Origin of the sequence: Maribacter sp. BPC-D8 (genome assembly GCF_035207705.1) — a bacterium.
Classification (GTDB): Bacteria; Bacteroidota; Bacteroidia; order Flavobacteriales; family Flavobacteriaceae; genus Maribacter.
Map to the genome: position 1 here is coordinate 4,010,418 of NZ_CP128187.1, position 20,828 is coordinate 4,031,245.

The 20,828-nt window shown below is 34.1% G+C and carries 20 protein-coding genes; 7 read left to right on the top strand and 13 right to left on the bottom strand.

What is annotated here, in order from left to right:
* Positions 1-25: 25 nt before the first annotated feature.
* The 3 genes from QSV08_RS17615 to panC are packed head-to-tail and all read right to left on the bottom strand — an operon-like array spanning position 26 to position 2,199.
* Positions 26-991, bottom strand: a complete 966-nt coding sequence (locus tag QSV08_RS17615; protein WP_324025018.1) for a lysylphosphatidylglycerol synthase transmembrane domain-containing protein — start codon at positions 989-991, stop codon at positions 26-28.
* A gap of 3 nt (positions 992-994) precedes the next feature.
* Positions 995-1,345, bottom strand: coding sequence for an aspartate 1-decarboxylase (panD, locus tag QSV08_RS17620; RefSeq protein WP_324025019.1), 351 nt, complete (start codon positions 1,343-1,345; stop codon positions 995-997).
* Positions 1,346-1,353: 8 nt separating this feature from the next.
* The gene (gene panC, locus QSV08_RS17625; protein ID WP_324025020.1) at positions 1,354-2,199 is read right to left on the bottom strand and encodes a pantoate--beta-alanine ligase; all 846 of its coding nucleotides are present in this window, start codon (positions 2,197-2,199) and stop codon (positions 1,354-1,356) included.
* A 102-nt stretch (positions 2,200-2,301) separates the two neighbouring features.
* Between panC and QSV08_RS17630 the strand changes: the two genes are divergently transcribed.
* The 7 genes from QSV08_RS17630 to QSV08_RS17660 all read left to right on the top strand — a co-directional run bounded on the left by QSV08_RS17630 (position 2,302) and on the right by QSV08_RS17660 (position 13,771).
* Positions 2,302-3,111: a glycogen/starch synthase gene (locus QSV08_RS17630; protein WP_324025021.1), complete on the top strand. Its 810-nt coding sequence runs from the start codon at positions 2,302-2,304 to the stop codon at positions 3,109-3,111.
* A gap of 5 nt (positions 3,112-3,116) precedes the next feature.
* A complete protein-coding gene (locus QSV08_RS17635; RefSeq protein WP_324025022.1) occupies positions 3,117-5,033 on the top strand; it encodes a DUF4270 domain-containing protein in 1,917 nt (638 codons plus the stop codon).
* Positions 5,034-5,189: 156 nt separating this feature from the next.
* Positions 5,190-7,034 (top strand): glutamine--fructose-6-phosphate transaminase (isomerizing), encoded by a 1,845-nt coding sequence (gene glmS / locus QSV08_RS17640; protein ID WP_324025023.1) that lies wholly within the window; start codon positions 5,190-5,192, stop codon positions 7,032-7,034.
* 266 nt (positions 7,035-7,300) lie between these two features.
* The gene (locus QSV08_RS17645; RefSeq protein ID WP_324025024.1) at positions 7,301-10,084 is read left to right on the top strand and encodes a TonB-dependent receptor; all 2,784 of its coding nucleotides are present in this window, start codon (positions 7,301-7,303) and stop codon (positions 10,082-10,084) included.
* Positions 10,085-10,102: 18 nt separating this feature from the next.
* Positions 10,103-11,737 (top strand): SGNH/GDSL hydrolase family protein, encoded by a 1,635-nt coding sequence (locus tag QSV08_RS17650; RefSeq protein WP_324025025.1) that lies wholly within the window; start codon positions 10,103-10,105, stop codon positions 11,735-11,737.
* 167 nt (positions 11,738-11,904) lie between these two features.
* Positions 11,905-13,413, top strand: a complete 1,509-nt coding sequence (gene atpD, locus QSV08_RS17655) for a F0F1 ATP synthase subunit beta (protein WP_324025026.1) — start codon at positions 11,905-11,907, stop codon at positions 13,411-13,413.
* Between the two features lie 79 nt (positions 13,414-13,492).
* On the top strand, positions 13,493-13,771 hold the full coding sequence (locus tag QSV08_RS17660) for a F0F1 ATP synthase subunit epsilon (RefSeq protein WP_299321619.1): 279 nt from the start codon (positions 13,493-13,495) through the stop codon (positions 13,769-13,771).
* A gap of 54 nt (positions 13,772-13,825) precedes the next feature.
* Here the strand turns inward: QSV08_RS17660 and QSV08_RS17665 are convergent, their stop codons facing one another.
* The 10 genes from QSV08_RS17665 to QSV08_RS17710 form a co-directional block, all read right to left on the bottom strand.
* Positions 13,826-14,032 carry a helix-turn-helix domain-containing protein gene (locus tag QSV08_RS17665; protein WP_073240904.1) on the bottom strand — a complete coding sequence of 69 codons (207 nt, stop codon included), beginning with the start codon at positions 14,030-14,032 and terminating at the stop codon, positions 13,826-13,828.
* A 2-nt stretch (positions 14,033-14,034) separates the two neighbouring features.
* Entirely contained in the window at positions 14,035-14,547 is a 513-nt protein-coding gene (locus QSV08_RS17670; RefSeq protein WP_324025027.1) for a DUF2975 domain-containing protein, read from the bottom strand.
* Positions 14,548-14,557: 10 nt separating this feature from the next.
* On the bottom strand, positions 14,558-15,127 hold the full coding sequence (locus QSV08_RS17675; RefSeq protein ID WP_324025028.1) for a hypothetical protein: 570 nt from the start codon (positions 15,125-15,127) through the stop codon (positions 14,558-14,560).
* Between the two features lie 206 nt (positions 15,128-15,333).
* The gene (locus QSV08_RS17680; protein ID WP_324025029.1) at positions 15,334-15,576 is read right to left on the bottom strand and encodes a hypothetical protein; all 243 of its coding nucleotides are present in this window, start codon (positions 15,574-15,576) and stop codon (positions 15,334-15,336) included.
* Positions 15,577-15,804: 228 nt separating this feature from the next.
* Complete coding sequence (locus tag QSV08_RS17685; RefSeq protein WP_324025030.1) at positions 15,805-16,020, bottom strand: hypothetical protein; 216 nt, start codon at positions 16,018-16,020, stop codon at positions 15,805-15,807.
* Positions 16,021-16,187: 167 nt separating this feature from the next.
* The gene (locus tag QSV08_RS17690; RefSeq protein WP_324025031.1) at positions 16,188-16,769 is read right to left on the bottom strand and encodes a hypothetical protein; all 582 of its coding nucleotides are present in this window, start codon (positions 16,767-16,769) and stop codon (positions 16,188-16,190) included.
* A gap of 66 nt (positions 16,770-16,835) precedes the next feature.
* Positions 16,836-17,261, bottom strand: coding sequence for an SMI1/KNR4 family protein (locus QSV08_RS17695; protein ID WP_324025032.1), 426 nt, complete (start codon positions 17,259-17,261; stop codon positions 16,836-16,838).
* A gap of 312 nt (positions 17,262-17,573) precedes the next feature.
* On the bottom strand, positions 17,574-18,287 hold the full coding sequence (locus tag QSV08_RS17700) for a hypothetical protein (RefSeq protein ID WP_324025033.1): 714 nt from the start codon (positions 18,285-18,287) through the stop codon (positions 17,574-17,576).
* A 195-nt stretch (positions 18,288-18,482) separates the two neighbouring features.
* The gene (locus QSV08_RS17705) at positions 18,483-19,022 is read right to left on the bottom strand and encodes a GNAT family N-acetyltransferase (protein ID WP_324025034.1); all 540 of its coding nucleotides are present in this window, start codon (positions 19,020-19,022) and stop codon (positions 18,483-18,485) included.
* 1 nt (position 19,023) lies between these two features.
* Positions 19,024-20,823 (bottom strand): M61 family metallopeptidase, encoded by a 1,800-nt coding sequence (locus QSV08_RS17710; protein ID WP_324025035.1) that lies wholly within the window; start codon positions 20,821-20,823, stop codon positions 19,024-19,026.
* Positions 20,824-20,828 lie beyond the last annotated feature (5 nt).

Below are 20,828 nucleotides of genomic sequence, written 5' to 3' on the forward strand. Positions count from 1 at the left end.
AAGGTAATTATTAGTTGAAAGTATACTATTTACTACGGTTTAATAACGGTAATAAAAGAAAAGATATTGCACCAAAAACAACTATCATTAGAGTCTGTGCAATCCATATAATCCACCCGAACGCATCACCAGACACTGCGCTGATCCCAAAGATGGCTAAAGCGCTACTTACGGCGATGGGGTAAAGACCTATGCCGCCATTGGTAGTTGCCATGGCGAAAGCCCCAGCCACAAAGGCGACCAAGAGTTGACTAAGCGTAAGTGAAATAGTTTCAGGGACCGTAAATTTTATGATCCAAAGCATGCCGATATAGCATCCCCAAATGAAGAAAGTATGAAAAATAAACAACCATTTATTTTTCATTTTAAAAATACTGAACACTCCGTCAAGAAGTCCTTTTACGAATGTTTTTATTTTTTGAGCAAATGCACTCTTAGATTTTTTTATAATAAAAATGAAAACAAAGAATAAAGCTATACCTGCTAATGCGAGAAGTATGAGTCCGGTTGCATTGAAGCCGCGTTCTTGAAGAATGCCCATAATAACATCGGTCTGTAGCAAAAATGCCACTGCTACTATTAAAAGTAGCATAATTACATCTATAACTCTTTCTGTTACAATAGTGCCAAATCCTTTTTCAAAAGGAACATTTTCGTAAGTAGTCAGCGCTGTTGCTCTTAATATTTCACCAGTTCTGGGGATACCTAAATTGGCAAAATAAGAGGTTAATATAATTAAGATGTTATTTGTGAGTTTAGGCTTGTATCCTAATGGTTCTAAAAGATAATTCCAGCGTACTGCTCTAGAAATATGCCCTAGTATGCCTAATAAAACAGAAAGAAATACATAAAGCGGGTTCGCCTCTTTAATGTAAAAGATAATTTCCTTTCTATTTTCTGGTGTTGTTGAATTGTAAGAGTACCAAACTAAAAAAACTCCCAATGCAATTGGGAGTATGGTCTTAAGATTTTTTTTTAGGGTATTCGTCAACTTTTAGGTTAAAAGATTATTTACTTCGTTAGGGAAAACTAAAGAAGGGTTGAATTTTTTTGCATCTTCAATATCCATCCAAGTATAAGAAATTAAAATTAAAATATCACCAACAGATACTTTTCTTGCTGCGGCTCCATTTAGGGTTATTTCTCCACTTTTTCTTGGGCCAGGAATAATGTAGGTCTCTAATCTTTCGCCATTGTTATTGTTGACAATCTGAACTTTTTCGCCACGAATAAAATTTGCGGCATCCATTAAATCTTCATCGATAGTAATACTACCTACATAATTAAGGTCGGCACCAGTAACTTTTACTCGATGTATTTTTGATTTAACTACTTCTATTTGCATATCTTATACTAATTTAAGGCTATATTATCTATGAGTCTTACGTCTTCAACGTAAACGGCAATAAACGCCCTGTATTTTACATTATTTATTTTATTTTGAATTGGGGTCAATGTTTCAACATCTGTAATGTCAAAATATTCTAACTGAAATTCGTCGGTTTTTTCAAACTCATTAATCACCCAATCTTTTACGTTTAGTACATTTTCCATGCCAAATTTTATTTTGGCAGTTTTTAATGTATCATATATAAATGCAGCTTTAAGTCGTGTTTTTTCGCTTAACCTTTCGTTTCTTGAGCTCATTGCTAAGCCGTGATCCTCTCGTATTATTTCACAGCCAATTATCTCGACAGGTATATGTTGTATTTCGGTAAGTTTTTGAATGATACGTAATTGCTGAAAATCTTTCTCTCCAAAATAAGCTCTTGTAGGTTTTACGGTTTTAAGAAGCTCTTCTACTATTGTGCCTACACCATTAAAATGGTCATCTCTAAATTCTCCTTCCATGACTTTATCAAGTCCTTCAAAATCATAGATTTTAGGAATAATGGTGTCTGGGTATATTTCGGCTACATCAGGTGCAAAAACTATAATATTATCTGAAATAGCTGAGATCAATTGAACGTCAGATGCTAAAGTTTTCGGGTATTTGTCTAAATCTTCTTTATTATTAAATTGAGTAGGATTGACAAAAATACTTACAACGACATTCTCACTTTCTTCAACCGCTTTTTGTATGAGCGAAGCATGCCCCTTATGTAGGGCGCCCATAGTGGGTACAAGACCTAAGTCTTGATTGTTGCCTAGTTTATTTAGTTCTTCTGTTAGCTTGGTTTTGGTCTGTATTACCGGCATTGAAAAGTTCATTAGCGAGCAAACTTACTATAATTACTGCTAATCTCTATATTTTTTGTAATTTTGCAGTTGCGTTTCAGTGAAAAATAAAATATAACCTCTATGAATGGTAAAAAGATATTATTTGTATCTTCTGAATTAGTTCCTTACTTACCCGAAAACGAAGTTTCCCTAATGTCTTATGAAACACCTAGAATGGTCAACAGCAATGGTGGTCAGATCAGGATTTTCATGCCTAGATATGGGAACATTAACGAAAGAAGGCATCAATTACACGAAGTAATTAGACTATCAGGTATGAACTTGGTCATCAATGATATGGATATGCCATTGATCATTAAGGTAGCATCTATACCTAAAGAGAGAATTCAAGTTTACTTCATCGATAACGAAGAGTACTTCAAGCGTAAAGCTACATTTACAGATAAGGAAGGAAACCTTTTTCCAGATAACGACCAACGTGCAATTTTCTTTGCAAAGGGAGTTATGGAGACGGTGAAAAAATTAAATTGGTCACCAGATATTATTCATGTTCATGGATGGATGGCAAGTTTATTACCATTATATCTTAAGAAGTATTATGCTGACGAGCCACTTTTTGCAGATAGTAAAATAGTATTGTCGGTTTACGGTAAAACTTTTGAAGGCGCTTTAGATAAAGATATGGTTAAAAGAATTGCTTTTGATGGTATACCAGAAGAAGCGATTGCATCTTTAGGCGATCCTACTTATAATAATTTGTTAAAGGTAGCTGTTGATTATTCTGATGCAATTATTTTAGCTTCCGAAGATATTCCAGAAGAATTAGAAAACCATATTGCCAACCAAGAAAAACCAGTGTTGCCATATGTTCCTGTTCAAGAATTTGAAGAGGCGTATGCTAATTTTTATAACACCGAAGTTTTAAAATAATCTGAATGAATTTTATTGCTAATTCCGCTCTTCCCAAATTTTCGGGATTGTTATTGATATTGGGTCTTTTGGTTTCTTGCGAACAAGATTTAACTACCGTAGGTTCTGGGGTGGTTGGTAATGAGCCATTTACTACAGGGACAGAAGTGTATGATGTTTTTGCATATAATAAGAACATTGAGGCTGTACAAACCAATAAATTGCCAATATATCAATTAGGTACTTATAACGATCCTATCTATGGTAGAACAGATGCTTCTGTAACATCGCAACTTTTTCTAAGTGCGGCAAGCCCTTCGTTTGGTGGTTTATCGCAGGCAGTAGAAGATACGGCGGGTGAAGAAGATGTTTCTATAACTGTAGTTCAAGAGAATGAGACTGTGAAAGAGGTATTTCTTTATATTCCTTTTTTGACAAACACGAGTTCGTTGGATAATGATGGTGATGGGGTTGCAGATGAATTTGATGCGGAGCCGGAAAATAGTGATAATGACAATGATGGCGATGGAGTTTCTAATATTATTGAAACTGCATCTAATACAGATCCGTTAGACGATACTAGTGTAGATGAAGATCGCGATGGTTTAAATGATCCTAATGGGGCTACAATTTTCACAAACAACTTCGCTAAAAAAGTAGAATTAGACAGTATCTACATTAATGGTGAAAACTATGATGATGTGGGCGGGTCAAATTTGCCTTCATTTAACTTGAAGGTTGAGCGTTCTACGTTTTTCTTACGTGACTTGGATCCAAATGCAAGTTTTCAAGAGGCACAAGAATATTATTCTAATCAAGTTTTTTCACCAGATTTCGTAACAGGAGATCCATTGTTTGATGGTGTTGTTGAAATTAATGATGAAGAAATATTAATACAGAATGATGATGATGAATCTACTGAAGATGTAGATGAGTCCTTAACATTTACCAAGGTCCAGCCAGGTATTAGAGTTGCATTAGATAATGAGTTTTTTCAAACTAATATTCTAGATAAAGAGGGGGATTCGGAATTAATAAGTCAATCAAATTTTACTGAGTTCATTCGTGGACTCCACTTTTCAATAACTGATAATACAGGTAATGATGTTATGTTGTTATTTGACTTAAAAAGTTCTAATATTACTATGACTTATAGTTACACTAACTATGATACTAATGGTACTGTTGACGATACAAGTGATGATAACCCAAATAATATTTTAGAAAAAGATTTTACGTTTTCATTCTTAACGGGGAGTACAACTGGAGCTGTTAATGGTAATGCGGTAAATACCCTAATTACAGAAAATTATGGTCCTCAGATTGTACAAGCGTTAGATAATGGCGAGAATGCATCAAGAGTATATTTAAAAGGAGGTTCGGGTACTTATGCTGAAATTAATCTTTTTGAAGAAGATGGTGGTGAAAGTATTTTAGAACAAATTAAAAGTGAAAACTGGGTTATAAATGAAGCTAATTTGGTTTTTTATATAGACAGAGATCAACTGGATGCTTCTGGCAGCAAGTTAGAGCCGCCAAGACTTTATTTATATAATGCTGAGAATAAATTTCCTTTGATAAATACGTTAACAGAACAGATTGATACTGGTTCACCCGCGCTGTTTGGTACTTATCTTAATTATGATGGAATAATAGAGAAATCTAGTGATAAGGGTGTTAAGTATTCTGTCAAAATAACTGATCATATTAATAATATGGTAGTTAGAGATTCTACGAATGCAACTTTAGCTTTGACATTAACTACTAATATCCAAAATTGGAGTATTGCAGATGCAAAAGTAGTAGGTGGTGAAGAGAGGCTAGCAATGACTTCTACAGTTACTCCGCTAGGTACTATTCTTTTTGGCAGTAATCTTGAGGCTACAGATCCCGATTTTGACAAAAGGTTAAAGCTTGAAATATCATATACTAAAGCAGATTAGAAAATATTTCTAGTATAGTGTTCCGATTTTGTTCAAAGTTTATATACCACTTCCTAATTATTTACGTTGTATAACCTAAATGGTCTAAATATTAGGCTTGTTCGTATATCTAATGTTCGATTAAATATTAGATAAAATTTTCAAATTGATAGTAATATGTGTGGAATTGTAGGATACATAGGGTATAGGGAAGCTTTTCCTATAGTTATAAAAGGACTTCAAAGATTAGAATATCGTGGTTATGATAGTGCAGGTATTGCATTGTTTGATGGTAACCAAATCAATCTAGCCAAAACAAAGGGTAAGGTTGAAGATTTAAAAAATAAAGCTAAAGAGATTTCTCAAAAGGGTACTATTGGTATAGGTCATACCCGTTGGGCAACACATGGTGTTCCAAATGATGTTAATTCTCATCCTCATTATTCTAATTCAGGCGAGTTAGTAATAATCCATAATGGTATTATTGAAAACTATGAGGCTATAAAACAAGAGTTGACTAAGCGTGGTTATATATTTCACTCTGACACAGATACTGAAGTTTTAATTAATTTAATAGAAGAAGTTCAAAAGACTGAAGGTGTTAAATTAGGAAAAGCAGTTCAGATTGCACTTAATCAAGTGGTTGGTGCATATGCTATTGCGGTTTTTGATAAGAAAAAACCAGATGAAATTGTAGTTGCTAAATTAGGTAGTCCTTTGGCTATTGGAATTGGTGAAGGGGAATTTTTTATCGCTTCAGATGCATCTCCTTTTATTGAGTTTACAAATAATGCTATTTATCTTGAAGATGAAGAGATGGCTATTATTCGATTAGGAAAAGAAATTAAGCTTAGAAAAATTAAAGATGATTCAGTTGCTTATCCAAGAATTTTGGAGCTTCAGATGAATCTTGAAGAAATTGAGAAAGGTGGTTATGATCACTTTATGTTGAAAGAAATATATGAGCAACCAAGAGCTATAAAAGATACGTATAGAGGTCGTTTATTGGCTGATCAGGGTTTAATAAGAATGGCGGGAATTGACCTTAACATGGAAAAATTCTTAAACGCCAATAGAATTATTATAGTAGCTTGTGGTACTTCATGGCATGCTGGTTTAGTTGCTGAGTATATATTTGAAGATTTGGCAAGAATACCTGTAGAGGTAGAATATGCATCTGAATTTAGATATAGAAATCCTGTTATAACAGATAAAGATGTTTTAATTGCAATTTCACAATCTGGTGAAACAGCAGATACATTAGCCGCTATTAAATTAGCTAAAGAAAAGGGTGCCTTCGTTTTTGGTGTATGTAATGTAGTAGGGTCTTCTATTGCAAGAGAAACAGATGCTGGTGCATATACACATGCAGGACCAGAAATTGGTGTTGCATCTACAAAAGCATTTACTACTCAAATTACCGTTTTAACGCTAATGGCATTAAAACTGGCTAAGGCGAAAGGTGTTTTTTCTGAATCTAGATATCATGAATATTTAACTGAATTGGAAACAATTCCGAGTAAAGTTGAAAAGGCTTTACAATCGAATACATTGATTGAAATTATTGCTGATGTTTATAAAGATTCAACTAACTGCCTTTATTTAGGTAGGGGTTATAATTTTCCGGTAGCATTAGAAGGAGCTCTTAAGTTGAAAGAGATTAGTTACATTCATGCAGAGGGTTATCCTGCTGCAGAAATGAAGCATGGTCCTATAGCATTAATCGATGAGCATATGCCAGTTTTTGTAATAGCAACTAAAAAGGGGCATTACGAAAAGGTAGTAAGTAATATTCAAGAAATAAAATCTAGAAAAGGTAAGATTATAGCAATCGTTACTGAAGGTGATGAGCAGGTTAGAGATTTGGCAGATCATGTAATTGAGGTGCCAGAAACTTTAGAAAGCTTAACGCCGTTATTAACTACAATTCCTTTGCAATTACTTTCTTATCATATTGCAGTAATGAGAAATTGTAATGTAGATCAACCAAGAAACCTTGCTAAATCGGTTACTGTAGAATAAAATTTATATTTAATAAGATTATAAAGGGGCGTGATTTATTTCACGTCCCTTTTTTATTTGTATGTGCTTCTTTTTTATGTAGATAAATCAAATTTGGAGAGAATTTCTGAGGACTGTTATAGTTAAGTTAATTGCGTATTTCTTAAAATTACACATATTTGGTTACAGGAATTTTACTATGCACGCATAATTTTTTTCAAATTCTTATACTTCGTTTAAAATAATCTGTATCTTAACCCTCAACTAATTTTAAACTTTGATTAAGAATGAGAACAATACTACTTTTAGCATTGATGGTTATTGGTACTTTTGGGTATTCCCAAACCAATATCAATGGTAATGTTGTTGACCAAAACAACGAGCCTATACCAGGGGCCAATGTTGTTATTGTTGGCACAACCATTGGTACTGTAACAGATTTTGATGGTAATTTCAATTTGGCAACATCCGAAGTGCCGCCTTTTAAAATAGAGGTGTCAAGCATTGGGTATACTAGTACTAAAGAAAGTATTACTAGTGCAAGCCAAACCATTACAATTACTTTAAACGAGTCACAAACTTTTTTAGATGAGGTGGTTATTTCAGCATCTAGAACTCCAGAACGTATTTTCGAATCGCCGGTTACGGTTGAAAGAATAGGTGTTTCTGAAATAAAGAACACAACGGCTGCCGATTTCTATGGCGGACTAGAGAATTTAAAAGGTGTTGATGTAAACACAAATAGTTTAACTTTTAAATCTGTAAACACTAGAGGTTTTGCTTCTTTTGCAAATACGCGTTTCATGCAACTTGTAGATGGTATGGATAACTCTACGCCAGCATTAAACTTCCCTATCGGTAACTTGGTAGGTATGGTTGAAACAGATGTACTAAGTGTTGAATTATTACCAGGTGCTTCTTCTGCATTATATGGTGCAAATGCTTTTAATGGTATTTTGTTCATGCGTAGTAAGAGTCCGTTCGATTACGAAGGTATTAGTGTTTCTATCAAACAAGGTATTACTTCTCAGCAAGCGGCTGGTGATAACTCTTATACTGATTTCGGTATTAGAGCAGCACATAAGTTCAGTGATAAATTTGCTGTGAAAGTTAATTTCGGTTACTTAAAAGGAACTGATTGGGCTGCAAATAATCAAGATGATAAAACTACGCCAGGCGGTACTAGAGCTGATTTGAACTATGATGGGGTAAATATTTATGGAGATGAGGTTTCTACAAACATAAAAGAAGTAGCGCTTACTTTAGAAGGTCTGGGTATTTTACCTGCTGGTGCAAATGCATTGGTTCCTTCAGAAGTAGTAAGTAGAACTGGTTATAGTGAAAGTGATCTTACAAATTACAATGCAGAAAGTATAAAGGCTGATTGGGGTTTGTTTTATAGACCTATTGAAGATAATAGTTTAGAGCTTTCTTATGTTGGTAAAGTGGGTACGGGTAATACAATTTATCAAGGTACTAATAGATATAACATTAAAGGCTTCTTTCAAGAGCAACATAAACTTGAAATCAAAAACGATAACTTTTTTGTAAGAGGTTATGTGGTTGGCGATAAGTCAGGTGATTCTTATGATATGGTATTTACGGGTATCAATATTAACAGAGCGTGGAAAGATGACAATACTTGGTTCGGTGAGTATACTGGTGCATATGTGCAGGCTACTTTAGGAGGAGCTACAGATGAACAAGCACATGCTGCCGCTAGAGCTCAAGCAGAATCTGGAAGATATTTACCAGGATCTCCTGAATTTGAAGCTGCTTTTAATAGAAGTGTTGCTGATCCAGATTTATCTACAGGTTCAAAATTTCAAGATGCATCAAAATATTACCATGCAGATGCCAATTATAACTTTAGTCATTTAATCGATTGGGCAGAAATTCAATTAGGTGGTTCTTTCAGAGAGTATGATTTAAATTCTTCTGGTACTATCTATACAGATTTCGACGGGCCAATTAGGTATTCTGAATTCGGAATTTATTCTCAAGTTCAAAAAACACTTCCTTTTGAAGGTGATAAAAGTTTAAAACTAACCGGTTCTGTTAGATATGATAAGTCAGAGCTTTTTGATGGTTTTTATTCTCCAAGATTATCTGCTGGTTATACATTGAGCAGAAATCATAATATTAGAGCATCTGCTCAAACAGGTTTTAGAAACCCTACTACTCAAGATCTTTTTATTGGCTTAAATGCTGGTAGAGCGATACTAGTTGGTTCTGCTGAGAGCAACTTAGACAGATATACTAGAGATTATGCTGTAAGTGCAAGTGGTCAACTTTTGGGTCAGCCATCACAAATTACACAAACTGGTGGTGCTGCATACACTAACTCATATTCTGCTGCTTCGGTTACAGAATTAGGCGAAACAGGAAACCCTGCGGTATTAGAAGTTTCTAATCCAGATTTAATTAAGCCAGAAAAAGTTACCTCTTTTGAAATTGGGTACAGAGGTAAGATTAATAAGCTGGTTGTAGATTTTAGTACCTATTATAATAGTTACGAAGATTTTATTTCTCAAGAGGTTGTTATTGCTCCATTCTATGGTGAAGCAGGTGATGGTGCACTTTCTGTAGCTGCAATAGCAAATGGAGATTTTCAAGCATATAGCGCTTACACGAATACTGATGCAAATGTAAATTCGTACGGAGCATCTTTAGGTTTAGATATGAAAGTACTTGGTAATTTTGATTTAGGCGGTAGTTATACCTTTACTAAATTAGATTTCGACCGTGAGGCTAATCCAGATGTAATGTTGAATTTCAACACACCAGAGCACAAGTTCAAAGCATCTTTTGGTAACAAAGAGTTATTTGATAATTTCGGATTTAATGTGTCGTACAGATTTAGTGATGATTATTTCTGGGAAGCTACTTTCGGTAATGGCGTTGTTCCAGAATTTCATGTAGTAGATGCTCAAATTAATTACGATGTGCCAAGTATCAAATCTACTTTCAAATTAGGGGGTACGAACCTTACTAATAAAGAATACTTCACAGCATTCGGTACTGGGTATATTGGTTCTATGTACTACCTATCTTGGACAATTAACAACTAATTAAAATTAAAAGTTGAAATGAAAAACTTAAAATATTTATACATTTCTTTAGGTGTCTTGGCTTTTACAGCTTGTAATGACCCAGAAGATGTTGACCTTGAGCCAGAAATAATGGCAGAAGAGCTGCCTGCCTTAACAGCGGGATCAGCAGATTTTTCTAATTATGTTTCTTTAGGAAATTCATTGACTGCAGGTTTTACAGATGGTGCCTTGTTTCAGGCGAGTCAAAACTTATCAATACCTAATTTACTTTCTCAAAAATTCAGTCTAGTTGGTGGTGGTAGTTTTGTACAGCCATTAACTAGTGATAATATAGGTGGTTTAGCACTTGCTGGTACTCGAATTCAAAACCCTAGATTGGTCTTTGGTGGTGCGGGTCCAGTTGGCTTAGAGACTCTGATCGGAGATGTAACTGTTACTACAGATATTGCATTGAATAATCCAACAGGTCCTTTTAATAATTTAGGAGTGCCTGGGGCGAAAAGTTTTCACTTATTGGCACCTGGTTATGGTAATGTAGCCAACGTGCAATTAGGTCTTGCTAATCCTTATTTCGTAAGAATGACGGGTGCAACACCAGATATTAGTGTATTACAAATGGCAGTAAGCCAAACACCTAGCTTTTTCTCACTATGGATTGGTAATAATGATGTATTAGGATATGCTACTACAGGTGGTGACGGTACAAATCCTATTACACCTGTTTCAGGAGCACCAGGTCAAGGTTTTGATGGTAGTTATGGAGCTTTAATAGCTACCTTAACAGCAGGAGGGGTACAAGGAGTTGTTGCAAATATTCCTAATGTTACAGATGTACCACATTTTACAACGGTACCTCATAATCCTTTAGACCCTACTAATCCAGATTTTGGAGGACAAATAGCGACGTTAAATGGAATATTCGGACAGTTAAATCAGGTTTATGAATTTTTAGGAGTTCCAGAACGTTCTATTAAATTTTCAGAAACTAAGGCAAGTGAAGTGGTTATTAGAGATGAAACGCTAACAGATTTATCTGCTCAAATTGCGGGCGTCTTAAGCGCTAGTCCAACATTCCCTGCATTTGTACAGTCATTTGGCTTACCAGTGCAAGCAGCACCTTTAGTTGCTGGGTTGTTGGGTAACACTTATGGTCAAACAAGAGAGGCAACGGCTTCAGATTTATTTGTATTACCAAGTGCTGCAATAATAGGTACTGTAAATTTAGAATCTGTAGGTGCTTTAATGGCAGCAGGTTTGCCGCAAGCGTTGGCAGGTCAGTTTTCGGTTGAAGGTATCTCTCTTCCTTTAGAAGATAAATGGGTGTTAATACCTAGCGAGCAAGAAGAAATTGCGGTAGCTACGGCAGCATTTAATCAAATTATTGAAGCTACGGCTAGTCAAGCAGGTTTGGCTTTTGTAGATGCAAATACATTATTGAATCAATTGGCTAATGGTGGTATCACTAGTGGAGATTTCACTTTACAATCAAATTTAGTAACAGGTGGAGCCTTCTCTTTAGACGGTATTCATCCAACAGCTAGAGGTTATGCATTGTTGGCAAATGAGTTTATGAAAGCTATTGATGCTACATATGGCTCTAATTTTGAGACATCAGGTAGCTTATTGAATGTTGGTGATTATCCGACTAACTACCCGGCTACACTACAATAGACGTATATAAAATAGTAAGATTTAAAAGGTGCTTTATAGGCACCTTTTTACTTTTGTAAAAAAGGAAAAAAACAATTTTTCTTTAAAATTGAAAACTATATCTTTGCAGCCTGAAAATGAGAGCATTTTTCAGAATATATTAAACGTAATACATAAACATATAAGTAATGTCAAAAGTTACAGGTAAAGTTTCGCAAATCATTGGACCCGTGGTTGATGTAGAATTTCAGTCAGGTGCTGATCTTCCTAGAATCTATGATTCCTTAGAAATTGTAAAAAAGGATAACTCGATTTTAGTATTAGAAGTACAATCTCATGTAGGTGAAAACACGGTAAGAACTATCTCAATGGATTCTACTGATGGTTTAAGCAGAGGAGTAGATGTAGTTGCTACAGGAAGTGCGATACAAATGCCAGTAGGTGATGATGTATACGGTCGTTTATTCAATGTGATTGGTGACGCTATTGATGGTTTAGGTAATTTGCCTAAAGCAGGAAAAGCTGGTCTTCCAATACACAGAGAAGCTCCAAAATTCGAAGATCTTTCAACTTCTACTGAAGTTTTATTTACAGGTATTAAAGTAATCGATTTGATCGAGCCTTATGCAAAAGGTGGTAAAATTGGTTTATTTGGTGGTGCTGGTGTAGGTAAAACAGTATTGATCCAAGAATTGATTAACAACATTGCAAAAGGTCATGGTGGTCTTTCTGTATTTGCTGGGGTAGGTGAAAGAACTCGTGAAGGAAATGATTTACTTCGTGAGATGTTAGAATCAGGTATTATAAAATACGGTGACGAATTCATGCATTCTATGGAAGAAGGCGGATGGGATTTGTCAAAAGTAGATAAAGAGGTAATGAAAGGTTCAAAAGCGACATTCGTTTTTGGTCAAATGAATGAACCACCAGGAGCACGTGCGAGAGTTGCACTTTCAGGTTTGACGATTGCAGAGTATTTCCGTGATGGAGCAGGTGAAGGTCAAGGTAAAGATGTACTTTTCTTCGTAGATAACATTTTCCGTTTTACACAAGCAGGTTCAGAGGTATCGGCATTATTAGGTCGTATGCCATCTGCGGTAGGGTACCAACCAACTTTGGCAACAGAGATGGGTGCTATGCAAGAGCGTATTACATCAACAAAAAGAGGTTCTATTACTTCTGTACAGGCAGTTTACGTACCTGCAGATGATTTAACGGATCCAGCACCGGCAACAACGTTTGCTCACTTAGATGCAACTACGGTATTATCTCGTAAAATTGCTGAGCTAGGTATTTACCCAGCGGTTGATCCTCTTGATTCAACATCAAGAATTTTAACAGCTGCTATTTTAGGTAAAGAGCATTATGATTGTGCCCAAAGAGTAAAAGAGCTTTTACAACGTTATAAAGAACTTCAAGATATTATTGCCATCTTAGGTATGGAAGAATTGTCTGAAGAAGATAAATCTGCCGTAGGTAGAGCAAGACGTGTACAACGTTTCTTATCTCAGCCTTTCCACGTAGCTGAACAGTTTACAGGTCTTAAGGGTGTATTAGTTGATATTAAAGAGACTATAAAAGGATTTAATATGATTATGGATGGTGAATTAGATCACTTACCAGAATCTGCTTTCAACCTTAAAGGTACTATCGAAGAGGCTATCGAAGCAGGTGAAAAAATGTTGACTGAAGCTTAAATCTAGTAAACAGTTTGCAGTAGCAGTTTGCAGTTTTGCATTCGATTATTGAACACTGATTACTGAATACTTAAAAAATATGTATTTAGAAATTGTATCACCAGAAGCAACATTATTTGCTGGCGAAGTAACTTCGGTTACGGTACCAGGTATAAATGGTGAGTTTCAAATGTTAAAAGACCACGCCCCAATTGTATCATTGTTACAAGAAGGTAAGGTTAAAATTACAGGTAATATTTCTTTAGAAGAAGAATATGCCTCTAAGTTTACTAAAGATGCTAGCGGTAGTACAGTATTACAAATTTCTAGCGGTACTATTGAGCTTAAGAATAATAGAGTTATTGTACTTGCAGATTAATTAGTACATTTTATTATAAATTATATAGGCTACGCTGAAAAGTGTAGCCTTTTTTTATTCCTTTTCATATGCTAATATATCAGCAGGCTGACAATCTAAGGCTTTGCAAATAGCTTCTAGTGTAGAAAAACGAATTGCTTTAGCTTTACCTGATTTTAGAATAGAAAGGTTAGCTTCGGTAATACCTATCATTTCTGCTAACTCTTTGCTTTTTAAGTTCCTTTCAGATAATACGTTGTCTAAGTTTACGACTATGCTCATGGTTATATGGTTAAGTCGTTTTCAGATTGTACGCTAAAGCCCTTTTGAAACACGTAAGTAAGAAATAAAGAAATCATTCCAAAGATGACCAATAATATAAGGTTATGAATGTTTCCTAATTTATTATGATGCATTATTGGGTATTGAATTAGAAAGTATAAAACAGGACCAATAATTAAATTTAGGATGGTTAAGAGTTTCAAATTTTTGATGATGCCCTTATTAAATATGACAGTTTGTTTTAGGGCTTTAAAAATGTTAGAAAGTAAATAGAGCAGTAAAATTCCGAATATGAGAATTAAGGATATAGTTAGTATATCGCTAGATTGATAATTACCATCAATAGAGCTTCCTGATAAAGGAATTTTCATATTAAATCTACCATTGTTTACAGTGAATCTATCGGTAATAAAAGCAAATTCCATATAGATTAGAAAAGTCAAGAGTACAATTGAAACACTTCTAAAGATAAAATAGAAGAATGCTGAAAGTGATTTTGGACCAAAAATTTTCATGGTATTCTTTTTATATAGTTAAGTCGTTGTCAGATTTAAGAACTATACCTTTTTCAATAAGTTCAGCAAAAATTAAAGTAATGATTCCGAGTATTAAAAGGGGAATCCATTGGTACAGTATTTTTAAAAGTATACCAAGAATATAGCCAATATAGCCTATGCTGTATGTCAGTGTATCTTCGATTGAGAAAAAACTTTGGTCTATTGATTTAACTTCTACAAATATTTCAATTCCAATAAATAAAATAGAAATGAATATAATCACCTTACCTGATAAGTATAATAGTTTATAGCTCTTTTTTGAGAATAATTTATTGTCGTCTAAGGTCCAAGAGAAATATATTAGTTTTAAAAGGAGGTATAGCAAATAGCCTAAAAGGAGTTCAATAATTAAACAGATTATTATAAACTCTATATCCGAAAAAAATTGATTGAAATTTATAGATAGGATTTTTTTAAGATTAATTTCTCCATTAACGAAGTACCTAATTATTTTGACCAAAATATCTAAGAAATTTAATCCTAAAGTAAATATTAAGCCAACTATAATCCATCTTAATAATTTATAAAGTTTCTCCATTATTATTGTTTAACGATAACAAATATATAAAAATTATCGAAAAACAATAATAAAATTAAATAAAAATGATTTGTGATATCTTTTTTATTAGTAAAACCTCATAGAGGTATACGTTAAATTTGAATCTATAATATGTATTCACGTTCTTACTTTTACAGGTACAAATGTGACGCATGTGCTAGCGGTGGGTGACAAAATCTTATATTTTACACATTCTTGTAATACGGATAAATAGGCTCTATCGTTTTAAGGTGTTCTTTTAACGTATTATAATAAGAATGCCAGATTTTATATTTTGATTGAGATATAACGCTATCCCATTTTTCCAATTTTACATTAAAATTAGGATCATCGCATAATTTAGAAATGATTAATCCTCTAAACAAGTGATCTATCCCACCTACCAAAATCTCCTTCCAATATTTTCCTTCTGCCTCTAAGCAGTCCATTTCTTTGAGTACGTTGGGCAGGTAGGAGTAAGTATCTATAAAAGCCTTACCTGAACCTTGCGCATAATCAACAATTGCATGGCCCCATTGACGGAATGATAAAAGTGTGTTAAAATTAATGTCATTTATTGCTGATTCATAGTAGTTTGGTAGACTATCTTTAACTGTGCGCCAAGAAGCATTTCCTGTATCAGAAAAATTCGGTTTACCTATTTCATTAATTAAATTTTATACCTGTTCATGAAAAATTGAAAAGGGCAATAACTCATGTAATGACGATTTTGTTTTGAATTCAAATACCAATAGAATTTTTACATGCTTTAAGTTTAGCGAGTATCCAACTCCTGTTTTCTTGGTAGCATTGAATGTATAACCCTTGTCCTTAAAGTAAGGATGTGTTAAGGCAAATAATTCCTTTTTCCCTTCCGTTAGTTTTATTTCCATAGTCTATAACTTACTTGAATCTTTTATAAATTCCACATATGATAACGCAAGGTTCCAGCTTGTGCCGTTACTGTTTTTCAATTTTATAATTTAGTTCTACTCATTTTGTTTCTTAATGTTGTTAGCACAAGCGTGACGCGTGCGCCATCGGTGGGATTTTTATACCTCTAGTTTCTTAAATATTGATTACAAATAGCCTTGAATTTTTCAGGGTATTCATGAGTTTCAATTAACCTATTTCTCATTTCCTTTACTCCAGCTTTAGGTAAATAGTCGTTTTTGATTTTTTGCTTTAATTTATCTCCTATAGGAAGCAGCAATAATTTTTCTTTTATAAAATAATTTTCTTCCTTTAATAGTTGATAGTCTTCTTTATATGAGAACTCGCCTTTCAATTCATCACTAAAATACTCTTCCACCAATTCTTTTATATAATATATTCCCTTTTTGATGCATACTTCATCTTTGAAGTCGCATACGGGTTCAACAAAACGTATTTCTTTTAGGACGCAACACTGTGCTAAATCATATTGCTTATAGTCAAAGGTGTTTGCATATTTTTTGAAACTAAATCGTAATACTTTTGAATCATCATAGTTTATATAAATACCTATTTTTTCATTTTTGAATTCAACAAATGAGAAACTGTCTGTTTTGGCTACTACCAAACAGTGATTTGCAACGATGGTTTCGAATATATTTCTAACATCATTTTCGAATCCTACATATCCCCAGTTTTTGCTATTCATTTTTGACTGTTTTTTTAATAATCTAGACGTTTAAAAAATAACTAGATAACCTGATTTTTTAAATTTTTAGATTAGTTCTTCAGGATTTTTTTCAAGCCCATTAATGAACTCTTCAAAACTTTCGGCTATTATTACAAATTGTTCTTCTGGTGAATGGTCAGTCCATCTGTTTACAATTATTTTTCCATAAGTTTCTTTATCAAAACTTAAACAATAATGCCAACCTCCTGGGTCGTATGCGAAAGGTAGTTTTAAACCCCAACCGTTTTCTTTGAATTCTTTGGTTAGTTTAAATAAATCGTGGAATAAGTTAAACTGATTCAATTCCCATTCTAAGCCTTTAGAATCTGTGTAATAACATTCTAAAATAGAGCTTCCTCCATATTGTTTAAGATAAATACGCACATCTTCTGGAATGTTATCTTCCAAAATATTATCAATCATATCCAATTCAAAATCTTGAATTTTCGGAAGTATTGTAAATTCTCTCATATTAGTTTTGATAAAATAAATTATTTGGAGAATCACTTGAATCACAATTGTATGCCAGCCACTTAGCTACACTTCCGCTGTTTTGCATGCCTGCAACTCGAGCACCTTGATGAGCCTCCAGCTAGCGCGAGCGTCACGCTAGTGCCTATACAGCGATACTTTTTATATGTCTATGATTCCTTAATGTATACCTTGATTCTTAATTTTTAGTACAGTTTCATCATCAGGATAGCTTCTTGCACTATTGTAATTACAATCAACAGGGTTATTAAATTTATGTTTTTCTGTTCGATTTGGCAGGGATTATAAGCTTCAATTTTCTTTGTTAACGATAACCTCATAATCTAGATCATAAAAGAAAACATCTGTCATACCAGCTTCTTCTATGGCGTTTCTTAATCGTTCTGATACAATAAACGTGTAACCATCAAATAAGAAATCGTATTCTTTATTTAAGCCTAAAACAGAAGGGATAAATTCATAATTCTTGTGGTTAGCTTTTTTTATCTCAAGTAACTCTTCGTATGATGATGCTTTTACGATTGTTATGTTGTCTTTATCATTTTTATTTATTTTTTTAAATATTGAATTTTCAATACTTAGATGTGGAAAGTTCCATTGTTTTATTGGATAAAATAACCAATATTTATATTGGGTCTTTTTTTGATAATTGTCAACTTTTAGTTCTAAGAATTGATCTTCCGTTAAAGTAAAATCATTTAAAACTTTGAATAATTGGTCACTTATACAAATACCTCTAGTAAAAGGTGTAAAAGCAGCTTTATGCCATTTTCGACTTCCACCACCGCTAGACCATAACATGGTATTACGCAATATGGGCTCATTAAAATTTAACGCTTCATGATCTGGAACATTAGTATCTACATACAATTGAATAGGTTTAGGGTTTTCCCATCTTTCCCTATTTCTTTGTAAATGTGTATCTAACTGCAAACGAGCAATTTCTTCTTGGCTACAGTACAGTTGCCAACCTAACGAACCTTCCCCTATTCCAAAATACTTCATAATACATCTAAATTTAAGAATCTGTTAATAGCGACAATTACATTTTCTTTTCCAAGTCATTTGCATTAATTTTCACTCCAAACAAATCATTTACATTGGTATTTTTATCTACATATTTATCCAGTAATATTTAGAAATCTATTTGATTCTATATTTAATTCCAGTTTAAATAAACATTCATAGACATAACGTTTTTTATAATGAACCCGTCTTCAAAGAAATCAATTCCCAATCTTGGTCTAAAGAATGATAAGTACATACTTTTTCAAAACCTACGGCGTAATGAGCTCCTAAAGAGCGGGTATTGGTAGCGTCAACTTCGGTAATAATTGCATCGTAAGTTGGGTAAGAAGCAATTTTCATGGCGCTGTAAAGTCCGCGGAAAATACCCATTTTCCTATGGGTTTTGGCAACACAAATTTGCCCCATGGTAATAAAATTTTGAATGTTGACGTTTTCTAATTCGGTAAACATTGGTCTTAAAACAGAAATCTCATCTTTAAAGTCTTCGGTCATTGACAGCGCGTAACCAACGACTTTATCTTTATCTTTCGCAATAATATGCGGGCAGGCATCATTCATTCTGGTGAGAACATCTAAGGTGTGGTGAACGGTAACGAAACCTTCTTGTTCCATTTCTAAATCAGAAACAGATGATTTTAAATTCATTTCTTGTAAAGAGAGAATTTGTATTAATTCTTCAGTAGTTGTGGCGGTCGTATATATCAAATTCATTTTAGTCAACTTTTAACCAAGCTTTACGATTTTTTAATACTTTTTTTGAAGGAGCTTTTTCATTTTTCTCAACCAAGCTAATTGCATAGTTAGGATTTGAAGATAAAGTGACTTCCGTTTTTCTTTCTAAACCATCTCTTAAAAATGTTATTGAAAGAATATCATTTGGCTTAAACCCATCTTTGATAAACGTATCGAATTGAATTCCGTTCGGGAATTTATCGCCATTAATTGTGGTAATAATATCATCCTTATCGAGACCAGCAATATAAGCGGGACTACCAATTTTGGTATTGCTTCTAATTTTACCATTTAAATCATCTGTTATAGATACAGCGGCACCGAAATAGGCAGTTTCAGTGTTTTGGGACAAACTAACACCTACGGTTTTAAATAGTTCGTTATATAGCGGCATTTCGCTTTTGTAAATAAAACTATTGAAGAAGTTATCTCCAAATTCTTTACCAGCATAAAGGTTTAAAGCCTTATTAAGATTTTCTATGGTATACGGATTTTCAGTTTTTCCGTAGGTATTCCAAACCAGTTTCATAAAGTCATCTAAATTCAAGTCTTTCTCTCTTAAAGAAAGGTCAAGAGCCAAACCGAGAACGCTACCGTAAGAATAGTAAGAAATAAAGGTATTTTCTCTATTTACGGGGTCTACAGAAGTTGATGCGTCAACGAAAGGAGCTTGGTAACTCATTTCTATGGGGTTAAAAAATTGTCTTGCAGGTGAATTCCATACATAGTTGAAAGTCCCGGTTAATCCTTCCACATAGTTTTCAGGCGTAATCAATCCTGCTCTGCAAAGTATAAAATTGGTGTAGTAGCTGGTAAAACCTTCTGCAAACCATAGTTCGCCGCTCATATTGGCTTCCTCAAAATTGAAAGGTTCTAAAGATTTTGGTCGTATACGTTCCACATTCCAACTATGAAAAAACTCATGAGAAACGGTACCGATATTACCATCCATTCCTCCGTTGGCTAATGTCCGTGTACTGGTTAAAATGGTTGAGTTTCTGTGCTCCATACCGTCACCAGAAGCATTTGGCATATAGCAAGCTAAAAAGGTATAAGAACCATAGTCAAAGGTTGGTAACTCTCCGAAAACATCCTTTTCGGCAAGCACTACTTTTTTCACTTTCTCAAAATACGTATCGGCTTCTTCTTCAGTGCCAGGGTCGTGTAATGCTAGTTTTATCGTTTGCCCGTCTACTTTGAATTCTCGTACTTTATGGTTGCTTAACTCCGTCGGGCTATCCATAAAATAATACAGATTTGGAGCGCTATAGGTATTGTCTTTTACGTGTGGTAACTGTGTGGCAACTTTCCAATTTAAATCATCTCTAGTTTTAAAATCTACCTCAATTTTTCTTTCATTGAGTGAAGGGGCATACATAAATGTTGCCGGAATATTTAAATGTGCATGAGACTCATCTATTTGAGAATAGGTGCCATCGCCTCTATTCGCAAAAAGGGTGTACGATATTTTAACGGTACCATCATGCCCAGAGACGTTCCATGCGTACGGATTAGTTCTTGAAATAGTTAAGTCATTGCCTTCACTGTCGGTAGCCTTAAAGTTATAGACGTTTTTTGCAAATTCATGTAAAGCATATCTGCCTGGCGAAGTTCTGCTCATTCTTAACGCTAAAGTATCTTCAGCTATTTGCTCAAACGTGGCTGAAACCGTAGCCTCATGATGAACGGCATTTTCGAAAGAGATGGCGTAATTGTTGGTTTGTGCAACTAGTTGAGTAGATTGTAAACCAAATAATAATATAATAAGAAGGTAGCGCATACGAT

What these genes read in the sequence shown, in the direction of transcription:
- panD (WP_324025019.1), bottom strand. Translation starts at nt 1,345, where the DNA reads ATGCAAATAGAAGTAGTTAAATCAAAAATACATCGAGTAAAAGTTACT.
- panC (WP_324025020.1), bottom strand. Translation starts at nt 2,199, where the DNA reads ATGCCGGTAATACAGACCAAAACCAAGCTAACAGAAGAACTAAATAAA.
- QSV08_RS17630 (WP_324025021.1), top strand. Translation starts at nt 2,302, where the DNA reads ATGAATGGTAAAAAGATATTATTTGTATCTTCTGAATTAGTTCCTTAC.
- QSV08_RS17635 (WP_324025022.1), top strand. Translation starts at nt 3,117, where the DNA reads ATGAATTTTATTGCTAATTCCGCTCTTCCCAAATTTTCGGGATTGTTA.
- glmS (WP_324025023.1), top strand. Translation starts at nt 5,190, where the DNA reads ATGTGTGGAATTGTAGGATACATAGGGTATAGGGAAGCTTTTCCTATA.
- QSV08_RS17645 (WP_324025024.1), top strand. Translation starts at nt 7,301, where the DNA reads ATGAGAACAATACTACTTTTAGCATTGATGGTTATTGGTACTTTTGGG.
- QSV08_RS17650 (WP_324025025.1), top strand. Translation starts at nt 10,103, where the DNA reads ATGAAAAACTTAAAATATTTATACATTTCTTTAGGTGTCTTGGCTTTT.
- atpD (WP_324025026.1), top strand. Translation starts at nt 11,905, where the DNA reads ATGTCAAAAGTTACAGGTAAAGTTTCGCAAATCATTGGACCCGTGGTT.
- QSV08_RS17660 (WP_299321619.1), top strand. Translation starts at nt 13,493, where the DNA reads ATGTATTTAGAAATTGTATCACCAGAAGCAACATTATTTGCTGGCGAA.
- QSV08_RS17665 (WP_073240904.1), bottom strand. Translation starts at nt 14,032, where the DNA reads ATGAGCATAGTCGTAAACTTAGACAACGTATTATCTGAAAGGAACTTA.
- QSV08_RS17670 (WP_324025027.1), bottom strand. Translation starts at nt 14,547, where the DNA reads ATGAAAATTTTTGGTCCAAAATCACTTTCAGCATTCTTCTATTTTATC.
- QSV08_RS17675 (WP_324025028.1), bottom strand. Translation starts at nt 15,127, where the DNA reads ATGGAGAAACTTTATAAATTATTAAGATGGATTATAGTTGGCTTAATA.
- QSV08_RS17680 (WP_324025029.1), bottom strand. Translation starts at nt 15,576, where the DNA reads ATGGACTGCTTAGAGGCAGAAGGAAAATATTGGAAGGAGATTTTGGTA.
- QSV08_RS17685 (WP_324025030.1), bottom strand. Translation starts at nt 16,020, where the DNA reads ATGGAAATAAAACTAACGGAAGGGAAAAAGGAATTATTTGCCTTAACA.
- QSV08_RS17690 (WP_324025031.1), bottom strand. Translation starts at nt 16,769, where the DNA reads ATGAATAGCAAAAACTGGGGATATGTAGGATTCGAAAATGATGTTAGA.
- QSV08_RS17695 (WP_324025032.1), bottom strand. Translation starts at nt 17,261, where the DNA reads ATGAGAGAATTTACAATACTTCCGAAAATTCAAGATTTTGAATTGGAT.
- QSV08_RS17700 (WP_324025033.1), bottom strand. Translation starts at nt 18,287, where the DNA reads ATGAAGTATTTTGGAATAGGGGAAGGTTCGTTAGGTTGGCAACTGTAC.
- QSV08_RS17705 (WP_324025034.1), bottom strand. Translation starts at nt 19,022, where the DNA reads ATGAATTTGATATATACGACCGCCACAACTACTGAAGAATTAATACAA.
- QSV08_RS17710 (WP_324025035.1), bottom strand. Translation starts at nt 20,823, where the DNA reads ATGCGCTACCTTCTTATTATATTATTATTTGGTTTACAATCTACTCAA.